Raw genomic sequence first — 14,000 nt, 5'->3', positions numbered from 1 at the left:
GAAATGCCATCAGTGGCTTTTCATACATTAGGCTGTAAAGTAAATCATTACGAAACAGAAGCGATTTGGCAGCTGTTTCAGAGTGAAGGCTATGAACGAAAAGAGTTCGAGCAAACAGCTGACGTTTATGTTATCAATACATGTACTGTTACCAATACAGGCGATAAAAAAAGCCGCCAGGTGATCCGCCGGGCCATCCGTAAAAACCCGGATGCGGTCATATGTGTGACAGGATGCTATGCACAGACTTCCCCTGCAGAAATCATGGCGATCCCCGGTGTCGATATTGTAGTGGGAACTCAGGACCGGGGAAAGATGCTCGGGTTTATCGAGCAGTTTAAAGAGGAACGGCTGCCTATTAATGGAGTCGGCAACATTATGAAGGCACGAGTGTATGAAGAACTCGATGTTCCTTCATTTACGGACCGTACGCGTGCTTCCCTGAAAATTCAGGAAGGATGCAACAACTTCTGTACGTTTTGTATCATTCCCTGGGCACGCGGACTGCTCCGATCACGGGATTCAAAAGAAGTAATCCATCAGGCGCAGCAGCTGGTCAATGCCGGGTATAAGGAAATTGTGCTTACCGGGATTCATACGGCGGGATATGGCGAGGATTTAAAGGATTATAACTTTGCCATGCTTCTTGCAGAATTGGACGAGAAAGTAGAAGGATTGAAACGGCTGCGCATCTCTTCCATCGAAGCCAGCCAGATTTCGGATGAAGTGATCGAGGTTATGAACCGTTCCGATAAGGTGGTTCCACACCTTCATATTCCGCTTCAGTCCGGTTCCAATACGGTTCTCCAAAGAATGCGCAGAAAGTATACCATGGAGCTTTTTGCAGAGCGTATAACCAAGCTAAAAAAAGCGCTGCCTGGTTTGGCGATTACATCTGATGTTATTGTTGGATTTCCCGGGGAGACGGAAGAAGAATTTATGGAAACTTATAATTTCATCCGTGACCACAAATTTTCCGAGCTTCATGTATTTCCGTATTCCAAGCGTACCGGCACACCTGCTGCGCGGATGGAAGATCAAGTGCCTGAAGAAGTGAAGAACGAACGGGTTCACCGTTTGATCGAGCTCTCGGACCAGCTTGCCAAAGAATATGCTTCGAATTATGAAGATGAAGTGGTAGAGGTGATTCCTGAAGAAGAATACAAGGAAGAAAAGGGTACAGGCCAGTTTATCGGATATACACCGAATTATCTCAAGGTCAGGTTCCCTGCAACCGAAGAGATGATCGGTAAACAAGTCCTTGTGAAAATTTCGAAAGCGGGTTACCCGTATAATGAAGGCCAGTTTGTAAAAGTGGTGGACGATCACCTTTCTAAAGAAATTGCAAACTTCTGATCCAGCTGAAAGTCCGGTAATCCGGGCTTTCTTTTTTTTTATCTAACCCGGATTTTGTATTTTAACGTCGGGTTTTGGTAAAATACAGAGGAAGAGAAGAAGTGTGGAAAGGGATGATAAAAATGGCTGCATCAGATCTTGCAAAACTCATTGACCATACCGCTTTAAAACCCGAAACAACAAAAGAGGATATTTTGAAACTCTGCAGGGAAGCTAAAGAATTCAATTTCTTTTCCGTTTGTGTTAATCCGGTCTGGGTCTACACTGCGTTTGAACAGTTAAAAGGCACAGACGTGGCCGTGTGTACGGTCATTGGCTTTCCGCTTGGAGCGAGCACCCCGGAAGTTAAAGCATTTGAAACGAAAAATGCGATAGAAAACGGGGCGACTGAAGTGGACATGGTAATCAATATCGGTGCTTTGAAGGGGAAAGAGTATGATCTGGTTGAACGCGATGTCCGGGCGGTTGTTGAAGCTGCAAAAGGTCGCGCACTGACCAAAGCCATTATTGAAACGTCTCTGCTTACCGATGAAGAAAAAGTAAAAGCCTGCGAAATTGCAGTTAAAGCCGGTATTCAGTTTGTGAAAACGTCTACCGGGTTTTCCACCGGAGGAGCTACAGTTGAAGACATCCGGCTTATGCGAAAGACGGTTGGCCCGAATATTGGCGTAAAAGCTTCAGGCGGAGTGCGTGACAGGGAGACCACACTTGCGATGGTGGAAGCAGGAGCAACGCGGATCGGTGCCAGCGCAGGAATTTCTATTGTCAAAGGCGAAAGCTCTGATTCCGATTATTAAAACAAAGCGGATTTTTGTTGACCATTAGCAATTGATATATTATAATGGCAAAAGATATGTGACGCATTTCTATCACTTATTGTGAAGGAAATGGTCTGGAGGGAGGGAAAGAAAATGGCAGAAACACGTGTTCGTAAGAACGAATCCATTGATGATGCTCTTCGTCGTTTTAAAAGATCCGTTTCCAAAGATGGAACTTTGGCAGAAGTGAAAAAGCGCAAGCATTATGAAAAGCCAAGCGTGAAACGTAAGAAGAAGGCTGAGGCAGCAAGAAAGCGCAAGTTCTAAGTGAGGTGTAAGTTTTATGAGTCTTCTTGATCGATTAAACCAGGATATGAAACAAGCGATGAAGGACAAAAACAAGCAAAAGCTTTCTGTGATTCGCATGGTGAAGGCATCCCTTCAAAACGAATCAATCAAGCTCGGGCACGACCTGAATGAAGAAGAAGAGCTCACTGTTCTTGCACGTGAAATGAAACAAAGAAAAGACTCCCTCCAAGAATTTGAAAAAGCCGGACGCAATGATTTGGCAGATTCTTTAAAAGAAGAAATTGCTATCATAACGGATTATATGCCACAGCAATTATCCGAGGATGAAGTGAAAGAAATTGTCCTGGCAGCCATCGAACAAGTTGGTGCTTCATCAAAAGGGGATATGGGCAAAGTAATGGGAGTGGTTATGCCTCAAGTTAAAGGCAAAGCCGATGGTTCTCTTGTCAACAAGCTCGTACAACAAAATTTATCTTAAATCGAACAGACGCCTTGAGGTTAATCCTCACAGGCGTCTTTTTGCGTTATTAAAGCATACTTGGTTGGTTTTTCGAAAATACATACTGTACAATGGAAAGGAGGCTTTCCAAATATTGAAACTTTTTGTTTGTTCAATCGTATGAATAATTGAGGATTAAAAGGGGGGGAGATTGTTGAGAATAATCCGGTTACTATTCTTTCTGGGACTGATGATCATCCCGCTGCTGACCATCATCAAGCCTGCCGCCGGTGAAGGAAATGGCAAGACGGTATACGTTATCCCCGTACAGCAGGAAATAGAAAGAGGCCTTGAAGCTTTCCTTGAGAGAACTATAGATGATGCAGAAAAAGCAGGTGCAGATCATATTATTTTTGAGATCAATACACCAGGAGGAAGAGTGGATTCGGCCAATAAGATCGCCCAGCTGATCAGAAATACGAAGATACCCACTACGGCATACATAATCAAAGATGCCTTTTCTGCGGGTGCATACATTGCATTGAATGCAAATGAAATCGTCATGAAACCCTCTACAATGATGGGCTCTGCCGCGGTTATCAATGCACAGGGCAATACGGCCGGGAAAAAAGCAGAATCTGCCTGGATCGCAGAAATGGAAGCGGCAGCGGAACTTAACAACCGTGATCCCAAATATGCCCGCGCCATGGCAGATGAAAACATTGAAATTAAGGAACTGGGGCTTGAGAAAGGGAAATTGTTAACGCTGACAGCCAACCAGGCGCTAAAGGTCGGTTATGCCGAAAATATTGTAGATGACCGGCAAGAACTGCTTTCATATTTGAAGCTGGATGATGCCAAAGTGACTGAAGTTAATTTAAGTCTGGCCGAAAAAGTAGCACGTGTGGTTACGAGCCCGATTGTAGTTGCCATCCTCTTTTCAATTGGATTCCTTGGTCTTGCAATTGAACTTTTCACACCGGGATTTGGTATCGCAGGCACCATAGGGCTGCTGTCATTGAGTCTTTATTTCTTTGGTCATATGATTGCGGGACTGGCCGGATGGGAATCCATCGCGCTCTTTGTGCTTGGACTAGTGTTCTTGTTTCTCGAAATCTTCGTTCCAGGAGGAATAATCGGATTGTTGGGGGTGATTGCAGTGATAGCTGGCTTGGTCATGGCCGCAGGATCCGTAACGACTGTAGCCATTTCTATAGGAATTGCTGTTGTTGTTACTGTAATAGGATCGTTTATTTTCCTTAAATATTTTGGCTATCGGGGGCCGTTGAGAAAACTGATTCTGTTTGACAGCACAAGTACGGAAAAAGGATACGTCTCTAATGATCAAAGAGCAGATCTTACAGGCAGGATTGCAGAATCCATCACGCCGCTCCGGCCGTCGGGTACAGCTGAACTTGATGGAGAGTATCTGGATGTTGTTACAGAAGGAAGCTTTATTCAAAAAGGGAAAAAGCTAAAAATTGTAAAAGTGCAGGGTTCAAGAATCGTGGTTAGAGAAGTAAAAGAAGATGTATTAGAAAAAGGAGGAGATTAAATGTTTTCAGGTTCAATTGCAACACTGGTTATGATAGGTGTCATTATTATCGTCCTTGCTGTTCTATTTACGTTTGTTCCGGTGGCATTATGGATTTCGGCACTTGCCGCAGGGGTTCGGGTTGGAATATTTACATTAATCGGGATGAGGCTAAGACGAGTAATTCCTTCCAGGGTTATTAATCCGCTGATCAAAGCACAAAAAGCAGGGTTAAATCTTACGACCAACCAGCTGGAAAGCCATTACCTGGCGGGAGGAAATGTAGACCGCGTTGTAAACGCCCTCATAGCCGCGCACAGGGCAAATATCGATTTGACGTTTGAACGGTCGGCTGCAATCGATTTGGCCGGAAGAGACGTCCTGGAAGCCGTTCAGATGAGTGTTAACCCCAAGGTGATTGAAACGCCGTTTATTGCCGGTGTGGCGCTGGACGGGATTGAGGTTAAGGCAAAAGCAAGAATCACGGTACGTGCGAATATTGAACGCCTCGTCGGGGGTGCCGGCGAGGAAACCATCATTGCCCGTGTAGGAGAAGGTATAGTCTCCACAATCGGTTCAAGCGAAAACCATAAGAAGGTCCTGGAAAACCCGGATACCATTTCCCAAACCGTTTTGTCCAAGGGCCTGGACTCCGGAACTGCATTTGAGATTCTGTCCATCGATATTGCAGATATTGATATCGGTAAAAATATTGGCGCAGCTCTGCAGACAGACCAGGCGATGGCAGATAAAAACATTGCTCAGGCGAAGGCGGAAGAACGCCGGGCCATGGCGGTAGCTAACGAACAGGAAATGATTGCGAGAGTTCAGGAAATGCGGGCAAAAGTTGTGGAAGCTGAAGCAGAGGTTCCGCTTGCGATGGCCGAGGCGCTCCGTTCAGGAAACATGGGTGTGCTTGATTATGCCAACCTGACCAACGTAATTGCTGATACGACCATGAGAGAATCGATTGGAAAACAAGCAAATCCTTCAACAGGAGAAGATGATTTGCCGGGCACTAAAGGGAAGAAATAATGGATACACTTCTCAATCATATTTTCGATGCCATCGGTGATTTGCTTCCATTTATCATTTTTGTGGTCGTGGGACTGTATGGGTTGATTAAAAGAGGTTTGTCGCAGCAAGGTGATCCACCGCAGCAGCGCCGCGTTCAAAGGAGAGCACCTCAAGCACCGGATACGGCAGCTGCCCAAAAAGCCAAAAGGGATAGGGCGATGAAAGAAAGTGCTGAAGACGTCACCTCCGTTCCAACAATTTTGGAAAGATATCAAAACGTCCAGGAGAAGCCAAGAAGATCTCCCCAGTCAGGTGTGTCCGTAACCAACAGGTACAGGGACCGCAGCGATGAAATAGTTTCTTTTAATGTCAAAAAAGAAAATATTGTTGAAGGAATCATCTGGTCGGAGATTCTGGGCAAACCCCGCGCCTACCAGCCGCTTCACAGAAAAAAATAATAAAATAAAATTTAAAAAAGGACTGCATTTCATGCGGTCCTTTTTTAAATTTATGGTGATAGTTTATCCCACCCTTTCATAAAAATGAGATGAGAGGGGTGTTGCAGATGGCAAAGTGGAGACAGCAAGTAACAAAATGGTTAGTGGAAAAACTTGATCTCCCAGCGGATGCCATGATGGATTTGCCCCGCATTACAATGATTGGCCAGTTACATATCTATATAGAAAATCACAGAGGGGTCATGGCCTTTTCAAGAGAAGAACTAAAGCTTCGTTTAAAGCAGGGACACCTTGTAATCAAAGGACAGGATTTTGTGATCAAAACCATCCTGCCGGAAGAAATTTTGCTTGAAGGAACGATAGAAGGGGTCTATTATGACAAATCCACTTAAAAACCAGTACGGGAGGCCGCTATGAAAAAGGACTGGCTGGAGCCGATAAACAGTTATGTGAAAATTGAGTTGAGAGGGGACGATCTGGAAGGCTTGATCAACGGTTGCCTGGCCGGAGGGATCGCCATCTGGAATATCGAACGGACAGGTGAAAGTTCCGTGTCCGCCTGTCTTTATACAAGGAACATAAAAGAGGTACGGCTGCTTCTAAAGGAAACAAAGTGCAAGTTCCGCCTTCTTGAGAAGAACGGTTTGCCGTTTTGGGCAGCCAGAATGTGGAAAAGAAATGGCCTCTTGCTGGGACTTGCAGGTTTTTTTGTTGTTTTATTTCTTCTATCCAATATGGTTTGGAATATTAATGTGACAGGAGCAAATCCTAAAACAGAGTACCAGCTTCTAAAGGCTGCAAAAGAATTGGGGATAAAAAAGGGGAAATTCATTTTCCTCCTCCCCAATGTCAGGCAGCTTCAGCAGCGGCTGACCAATGCCATGGACAACGTAACCTGGATTGGAGTAAGTCTGAATGGGACAACCTACAATTTTCAGGTTGTGGAAAAGGAAATACCTAAACGAAAAGAAGCGTCTTCACCAAAGCATTTAGTCGCAAAAAAGGACGCAGTGATCTATGATATGTTCGTTGAAAAAGGACAACCCGTTGTTTCCCCCCATCAGTTTGTCTATAAAGGCAGCCTCCTTGTTTCCGGATACATTGGAAAGGAAGGAAAAACAAAGCTTGTTCCGGCCAAGGGAGTTGTCTGGGGGGAGACATGGTATACAACAAGCGTTACAATTCCGCTTAAAACTGATTTTCAAACGTTTACTGGAAATATGATAACACAGCATAAAATAAATCTGTTTGGCCTCAAAATACCGATTTGGGGATGGAAAGACGGGGAATATAAAGCACAAGAGGTCAGCGAGAATGAAACCCCGCTGAGGTTTTGGAAATGGACGCTGCCCGTCTCGTATATAAAGAAAGAAATCCGGGAAACGGATGGCGTACAACGGGTGTATTCAGAATCCGAAGCCATCCGGGCAGGGAAGTCAATGGCCAAAAAAGAAGTTAGGAAATTGCTTTCCCACGATGCAAAAATTAAAGGAGAAAAAATTTTGCGCCAGTCCGTTTCAAATGGTAAAGTAAATTTATCGATGCACTACCAGGTAATAGAAAATATTGCATCTGAACAACCTATACTTATCCAACAAGGAGACTGAGTAGTTTGTCAGAAACCACCAAATTACAGCGATTACAATTAGAAGACCAGGGAGAGGCCCTGGCGCTTTTCGGACCGAATGACGCTTTTCTGAATATTATTGAAGATAAGCTTTCAGTCACCATTGTCACAAGAGGCGAAGACATCTCGGTCACCGGGGCGGATGATGCCGTTTTAAAGGTGGAAGATGTACTGATCGTGCTTCTGGGTCTGATCCGAAAAGGAATTCATATTTCTGAACGAGACATTGTTTATGCTGTTCAGCTGGCAGAACGGGGAATGCTCGATGAAATCACTGAATTGTATCAGCAGGAGATTACAACAAACGTAAAAGGCAAACCAATCAGAGTAAAAACACTTGGTCAGCGTCATTATGTAACAGCGATGAAAAAAGGGGATCTCGTTTTTGGGATCGGCCCTGCAGGTACTGGTAAAACGTATTTGGCTGTGGTCATGGCAGTAGCTGCCTTGAAAGAAGGAAGAATCAAGAAGATAGTATTGACAAGGCCGGCTGTTGAAGCTGGGGAAAGCCTTGGCTTCCTTCCAGGCGATCTGAAAGAAAAGGTCGACCCTTATTTGCGTCCGCTGTATGATGCTCTTCATGATTTGTTGGGTATGGAACATACAGAACGTTTGATTGAAAGAGGCACCATTGAAATTGCACCTCTCGCCTATATGAGGGGAAGAACGCTCGATGAATGCTTTGTTATTCTTGATGAAGCACAGAATACCTCTCCGGAACAAATGAAAATGTTTCTGACACGCCTTGGCTTTGGATCCAGAATGGTCATTACGGGTGACTTGACCCAGATTGACCTTCCACGGGGAAAAGAGTCAGGGTTGAAAGTGGCAGAACGCACTCTGAATGGTGTGCCGGGTATCCAATTTATTTTCTTGAAACAGCTTGATGTGGTTAGACATCCGCTGGTTCAGCGCATCATTTCAGCCTATGAAAAAAATGAAGATGGCAAGTAGAAGAAGCATCAGGTTTTACCTGATGCTTCTTCTTTTTTTGGAGAGAAATAAGTATACTGACAATTCTGCTATACCTTCTCTGTCCAGTTTTTGTTAATATGTAGATACAAAGCAGTGACAGTCGGGGGCTGAATGTGATGAGCAACAATGTGATAAAACGGTTAAAGTTTAAAAAGAAGAATTCACCTAAAAGTTGGTCAATCCTGCTTTTTGGACTATTGGCCTTGATTATTTATTCGACGTTAGTAAGTAATGTCACACCAGATACGGTTGATGCTGAGCCGTATTCCATCTCTCCTCGGGACATACAATCACCGATCTCCATAGAAATGAAGGAAGAAACGCTAAAAAAGCAAAAGGATGCAGCTGACAAGGTGGAAAATCTTTATTCCTATGATGAAGACAGCCCGCTAAAGCAAGCTGAGAAATCAAACGAAATTTTCAAGGCAATAGAGAAAATTAATGAAGCTGAGAAAAAGGACAAAGACAAAGAACCTCTGACACTTGATCAGAAAATTGATCAAATCAAGGGTATGGTCGGCAACAACCAAATTTCTCCGGAAGCTTATACGGCCCTGTTTAGTGCTTCCTCTTCCGAACTCAGTTCAGCAAGAGATTTGGCCAGTTCTGTCATCAATGACACGCTGAAAAATAAAATCAGAGTGGACCAGCTCGAATTTTTTCGTGAACGGGCAGAAGATAACATCCAGGAGAATTCCAACTTTAACTCTTCTTTAAAAAATGCAGTGATCGAACTGACGAGAAGCAATATAGTTTCCAATTACTTGCTTGACGTGGATAAAACCAAACTTGCCAAGCAACAAGCCATTGACGCAGCAGAGCCTGTGGAGATCAAAGAAGGGGAAATTATCGTCAGAGAGGGCGATGTCATAACGCCTGAAAAATTCCGACAGTTAAAGCTCGTAGGACTGCTCGATAAAGAAGTTACGGTGTATCCTTATGTTGGACTGCTCCTTTTTGTTCTTATCCTGGTTACAGGCTTGTATTATTTAATAAGGGATTCTTTTGCCGATAAAGAGAGCAGCAAAAGGAAACAGATCCTGCTCTACGTTATTCTCATGGCTTTTTCCCTCCTGGTCATGAAGCTGACCAGCTTCATTGACAAAATGGAGATTACGGGCATTTTCTTTATTGTCCCTATTGCAGCGGGAGCCATGATGATTAAAATGCTCATGAACGAATATACGGCCATTCTTTCAAGTGTTTTGTTTGCGCTCTGTGCAACATTGATGTTTAATGAAGGATCGACCGGTACATTTAACTTTCCACTAGGCATCTACGTGCTGCTTGGCTGCTTTGCTGGCGTCATTTATCTGGGCAAGCGTCATTTAAGATCAAGGATACTGAAAGCGGGGCTTCTCGTTTCCTTTATTAACATCGTTTCAATTTTGATCATTCTTCTGCTTCAAAACGGAAAATACTCCCCGGTGCAGATCGGGGTGGAGATTGGGTTTGGGTTTGTTTCCGGATGTTTAGCATCGGTTCTGGCATTGGGACTGATGCCTGTGTTTGAATCGTGGTTTGGGGTGCTCTCCACAACCCGTTTGATTGAATTGTCCAATCCGAATCACCCTCTTCTGCGCAAGCTTTTGCTTGAAGCTCCGGGAACGTACCATCATTCCGTAATGGTTGCCAATCTTTCGGAAGCCGGCTGTGAATCGATCGGTGCGAACGGTCTGCTTGCAAGAGTAGGCTCCTATTATCACGATCTGGGGAAAACAAAAAGACCGCACTTTTTTATCGAAAACCAGATGAACATGGAGAACCCGCATGATAAATTAACACCCCAGTTGAGCAAGACCATTATTATTGCTCATCCGTATGATGGGTCGGAGATGTTGAAAGAATATAACTTGCCGGCAGAAATTATTGATATTGCGGAACAGCACCATGGAACTACGCTGCTTCAATACTTTTACCATAAAGCAGCTGAACAGAGTGAAAAAGATATTCCGGAAGCTGATTTCAGATATCCCGGCCCAAAAGCGCAGTCGAAGGAATCTGCTGTTGTGGGGATTGCAGACAGTGTGGAGGCAGCCGTTCGCTCATTATCTAAACCCACGCCAGTTAAAATTGACTCCATTATCCGAAAAATCATCACAGACCGGCTGGAGGATGGACAATTTGATGAATGTGACCTGACCTTTAAAGAATTGGATACCGTCGCCAAAACGCTTAGCCAGACACTGAACGGTATCTTCCATTCAAGGATTGAATATCCCGAACAGCAAATTAAAAAGAAGGTGGATTTATAAATGAGTTTACACATTGACTATACTGATGAATCCGAACAGATGACACCGGATCTGATTGAGGAATTGACCAATCTTCTTAATTATGCGGCCTCCATGGAGGAAGTGCCGGATGAAACGGAGTTGTCTTTAACGTTCGTCACCGATGAGATGATTCATGAAATTAACAGACAATACAGGGACAAGGACCGGCCAACGGATGTGATTTCATTCGCCATGGAAGAAATGGGCGAGGGCGAGATTGAAATAACAGGAGCCGAATTGCCAAGGATTCTTGGAGATATTATCATTTCAGTGGATACGGCAAAGGTGCAGGCTGAAGAATACGGGCACTCCTTTATGAGGGAGATCGGATTTCTTGCAGTTCATGGATTGCTTCATCTTTTAGGCTATGATCATTTGAATGAGCAGGATGAAAAACAAATGTTTGGCAGGCAGGATGAAATTTTAACTGCCTACGGACTGACGAGATAACAGGTGATGGCTGCCCGCCGGTTTTTTCGAAGTTTCAAATTCGCATGGAATGGCATAAAAACAGCTCTAGCGGGGGAACAAAATATTAAAATTCACGTATTGATCAGCCTGGTGGTTTTGGGTGTTGCGTATGTGTTGGATTTTTCTGCTGTGCGGTTTGCAATTCTTTTCCTTGTCATTGGAGTTGTCATCTCATTAGAGATCGTCAATACGGCTCTTGAGCGGGTCGTCGATCTGGTTACGGAAGAATTCCACCCTTTGGCCAAGCAGGCGAAGGATATGGCAGCAGGTGCCGTTTTGGTTTTTTCCCTGTTTGCTGTTATAATCGGATTACTGCTATTTGTAAAACCTGCCTTGCATTATCTCTTTTAAACGTCAAAAACGTAAGCAAAAAATAGATGAAGCATTCTATCAATTCAGTAGGATAAAGGATTAATGTTGAAAGGTGGAACGAATATGGAAAAAGACAAACTGGTAAGGGAAGCGGTTACAGCCAGAGACAGGGCATACGTTCCTTATTCCAAATTTCAGGTGGGGGCAGCGCTGCTGACCAAAGAAGGAAAGGTTTATCATGGCTGCAATATTGAAAATGCTGCCTACAGTGTGACAAACTGTGCGGAGCGTACCGCGCTTTTTAAGGCGGTTTCAGAGGGGGATAAGGAATTTTCAGCACTGGCTGTTGTGGCAGACACAAAACGTCCGGTTCCGCCATGCGGAGCCTGCAGGCAGGTCATTTCAGAATTATGCCCTTCTGATATGAAAGTGTATTTAACGAATTTGCAAGGAGACATTTTGGAAACGACTGTGGAAGAACTTCTTCCAGGAGCGTTTTCACCGGGGGATTTGAATGAATAAAACAGGTTATAAATCAGGCTTTGTATCCATCATCGGACGGCCAAATGTAGGAAAATCAACGTTATTGAACCATGTCATCGGCCAGAAGATCGCCATCATGAGTGATAAGCCGCAAACTACAAGAAACAAAATCCAGGGAGTATATACAACCGATCAGGCACAGGTTATCTTTATCGACACTCCGGGTATTCATAAACCAAAACACCGGCTTGGTGATTTTATGACAAAGATTGCCCAGCAGACATTAAGAGAAGTGGATTTAATCCTATTTGTCATTAATGCGGAGGAAGGTTACGGGCGGGGTGATCAATTTATTATTGATAAGCTTCAGGGAATCAAACAGCCGATTTTTTTGGTAATCAATAAAATTGACACCATCCATCCAGATGAACTTCTGCCGCTTATTGAATTTTACCGTAAAAAAATTGAGTTCCAGGAAGTGATTCCTATTTCTGCTCTTCAGGGGAACAATGTGACAACACTGATGGAACAGATTACGGAATACCTTGAGGAAGGACCGCAGTTTTATCCTGAGGACCAGGTTACTGATCATCCCGAACGCTTTATTGTCGGAGAACTGATCCGGGAAAAAGTGCTTCATCTGACCCGTGAGGAAATTCCCCACTCCATTGCCGTAGTGATTGAACAAATGCAGCGCCGCGAAGACCGTGATGTCGTTTTTATCAACGCTACCATCGTTGTTGAACGAAAATCGCAAAAAGGAATTATTATCGGAAAGCAAGGTTCCATGCTTAAAGAAGTAGGCAAGAGGGCGCGCACGGATATTGAAAACCTTTTAGGATCAAAAGTCTTTCTTGAACTCTTTGTAAAAGTTCAGGCGGACTGGAGAAATAAGGCGAGCCAGCTGAAAGAATTCGGCTTTAACGAAGACGAGTATTAGAATTAAGCTTCCATATTTTCCTTCACATTTAATTTTTGTTTTAAGGCAACCCTAAGGACAAGAGAGTTTTAAATAACAACGTGAAAGGTGGAGCATTCCCATGAAAGAATTTACCTGGAAGGTATTTTGCGAAACGGGCAGTATCGATACCTATTTGTTGTTTAAAGAACTTGAAGTGGACATGTCAGCGAGTATGGTTCAAGAGGATCACCCTCAAACACCTATTGACTCTCCCATCCAATAAGGAGCCTTCATTAAAAGAACCTGGTGGTGGTAAACTTGCTGCAAAAGGTTGAAGGAATTGTTATCAGAAAAGTGGATTATGGTGAAACGAATGTCATCATGACTCTATTTACACGAGAAAAAGGTAAAATCGGTGTTATGGCAAGAGGGGCGAAGAAACCAAAAAGTCGCCTCTCTTCTGTTGCGCAGCTTTTTACATACGGTCATTTTGTATATCAGCAGGGCAGAGGCCTTGGCACCCTTAACCAGGGAGAAATTATTGACTCCTTCAGGGGAATAAAAGAGGATTTGTTCAGGACCGCCTATTGTGCGTACATGATAGAATTTTTGGATAAAGTGACTGAGGAGCAGAAGCCTCAGCCTTATTTATTTGAGCACCTGTGGCAATCGCTTCACCAGATGGACGAAGGAGCCGACCCGGAAGTCATTACCTTTATTTTTGAAATGAAAATGCTGCAGCAGGCCGGGATCGGTCCCCAGGTGGATCACTGCGCGAATTGCGGCCGCACGGAAGGGGATTTTTCCTTTTCCATCCGGGAAGGCGGTCTGCTTTGTGAGAGATGCAGCGCTCTGGATCCCAACCGTATTCCATTGTCACAGCCGGCAGCCAGGCTTCTGCGGCTTTTTTATCATTTTGATCTGAACCGTCTAGGTAATATATCGTTAAAGAAACAAACAAAAGACCAGATCCGTTTTATCCTTAGTACATACATCGATGAAAATTCCGGTATGGTTTTTAAATCAAAGAAATTCTTAAATCAATTGAATAAATTCGAATAACCTGTGTTTTGGTTTCGTTTGC

Annotated in this window: 17 protein-coding genes; all 17 read left to right on the top strand. The window is 43.9% G+C overall.

Annotation, left to right across the window (positions count from 1 at the left end):
• Window positions 1-3: 3 nt before the first annotated feature.
• The 17 genes from mtaB to recO all read left to right on the top strand — a co-directional run bounded on the left by mtaB (window position 4) and on the right by recO (window position 13,978).
• Window positions 4-1,356: a tRNA (N(6)-L-threonylcarbamoyladenosine(37)-C(2))-methylthiotransferase MtaB gene (mtaB, locus tag QYB97_RS13240; protein ID WP_301166475.1), complete on the top strand. Its 1,353-nt coding sequence runs from the start codon at window positions 4-6 to the stop codon at window positions 1,354-1,356.
• A 122-nt stretch (window positions 1,357-1,478) separates the two neighbouring features.
• A complete protein-coding gene (gene deoC, locus QYB97_RS13235) occupies window positions 1,479-2,153 on the top strand; it encodes a deoxyribose-phosphate aldolase (RefSeq protein ID WP_301166474.1) in 675 nt (224 codons plus the stop codon).
• A gap of 114 nt (window positions 2,154-2,267) precedes the next feature.
• Window positions 2,268-2,441 carry a 30S ribosomal protein S21 gene (rpsU, locus tag QYB97_RS13230; RefSeq protein WP_007202240.1) on the top strand — a complete coding sequence of 58 codons (174 nt, stop codon included), beginning with the start codon at window positions 2,268-2,270 and terminating at the stop codon, window positions 2,439-2,441.
• Between the two features lie 16 nt (window positions 2,442-2,457).
• Entirely contained in the window at window positions 2,458-2,901 is a 444-nt protein-coding gene (locus QYB97_RS13225; protein WP_301166473.1) for a GatB/YqeY domain-containing protein, read from the top strand.
• Between the two features lie 172 nt (window positions 2,902-3,073).
• Complete coding sequence (locus QYB97_RS13220) at window positions 3,074-4,417, top strand: NfeD family protein (protein WP_425589800.1); 1,344 nt, start codon at window positions 3,074-3,076, stop codon at window positions 4,415-4,417.
• Window positions 4,418-5,431 carry a flotillin-like protein FloA gene (floA, locus tag QYB97_RS13215; RefSeq protein ID WP_301166471.1) on the top strand — a complete coding sequence of 338 codons (1,014 nt, stop codon included), beginning with the start codon at window positions 4,418-4,420 and terminating at the stop codon, window positions 5,429-5,431.
• On the top strand, window positions 5,431-5,871 hold the full coding sequence (locus tag QYB97_RS13210) for a hypothetical protein (protein ID WP_301166470.1): 441 nt from the start codon (window positions 5,431-5,433) through the stop codon (window positions 5,869-5,871). Before floA ends, QYB97_RS13210 begins: the two co-directional genes overlap by 1 nt.
• A 107-nt stretch (window positions 5,872-5,978) precedes the next feature.
• Window positions 5,979-6,263 (top strand): sporulation protein YqfC, encoded by a 285-nt coding sequence (gene yqfC, locus QYB97_RS13205; protein WP_301166469.1) that lies wholly within the window; start codon window positions 5,979-5,981, stop codon window positions 6,261-6,263.
• 21 nt (window positions 6,264-6,284) lie between these two features.
• Window positions 6,285-7,478 (top strand): sporulation protein YqfD, encoded by a 1,194-nt coding sequence (yqfD, locus tag QYB97_RS13200; RefSeq protein ID WP_301166468.1) that lies wholly within the window; start codon window positions 6,285-6,287, stop codon window positions 7,476-7,478.
• A gap of 5 nt (window positions 7,479-7,483) precedes the next feature.
• Window positions 7,484-8,452, top strand: a complete 969-nt coding sequence (locus tag QYB97_RS13195) for a PhoH family protein (protein WP_301166467.1) — start codon at window positions 7,484-7,486, stop codon at window positions 8,450-8,452.
• 137 nt (window positions 8,453-8,589) lie between these two features.
• Complete coding sequence (locus QYB97_RS13190; protein WP_301166466.1) at window positions 8,590-10,728, top strand: HD family phosphohydrolase; 2,139 nt, start codon at window positions 8,590-8,592, stop codon at window positions 10,726-10,728.
• Window positions 10,729-11,199, top strand: a complete 471-nt coding sequence (ybeY, locus tag QYB97_RS13185; protein WP_301166465.1) for an rRNA maturation RNase YbeY — start codon at window positions 10,729-10,731, stop codon at window positions 11,197-11,199. It begins immediately after the preceding gene.
• A 6-nt stretch (window positions 11,200-11,205) separates the two neighbouring features.
• Window positions 11,206-11,571: a diacylglycerol kinase family protein gene (locus QYB97_RS13180; protein ID WP_301166464.1), complete on the top strand. Its 366-nt coding sequence runs from the start codon at window positions 11,206-11,208 to the stop codon at window positions 11,569-11,571.
• An 84-nt stretch (window positions 11,572-11,655) separates the two neighbouring features.
• On the top strand, window positions 11,656-12,054 hold the full coding sequence (locus tag QYB97_RS13175; RefSeq protein ID WP_301166463.1) for a cytidine deaminase: 399 nt from the start codon (window positions 11,656-11,658) through the stop codon (window positions 12,052-12,054).
• Complete coding sequence (gene era / locus QYB97_RS13170; RefSeq protein ID WP_301166462.1) at window positions 12,047-12,955, top strand: GTPase Era; 909 nt, start codon at window positions 12,047-12,049, stop codon at window positions 12,953-12,955. The genes QYB97_RS13175 and era overlap by 8 nt, the downstream gene beginning before the upstream one ends.
• Window positions 12,956-13,055: 100 nt before the next feature.
• A complete protein-coding gene (locus QYB97_RS13165; RefSeq protein ID WP_301166461.1) occupies window positions 13,056-13,199 on the top strand; it encodes a YqzL family protein in 144 nt (47 codons plus the stop codon).
• 35 nt (window positions 13,200-13,234) lie between these two features.
• A complete protein-coding gene (gene recO, locus QYB97_RS13160) occupies window positions 13,235-13,978 on the top strand; it encodes a DNA repair protein RecO (RefSeq protein WP_301166460.1) in 744 nt (247 codons plus the stop codon).
• The last annotated feature ends 22 nt before the right edge of the window (window positions 13,979-14,000 follow it).

Source organism: Fictibacillus fluitans (assembly GCF_030418125.1).
GTDB lineage: Bacteria > Bacillota > Bacilli > Bacillales > Fictibacillaceae > Fictibacillus_C > Fictibacillus_C fluitans.
This window is presented reverse-complemented; position numbering and strand designations above follow the sequence as displayed.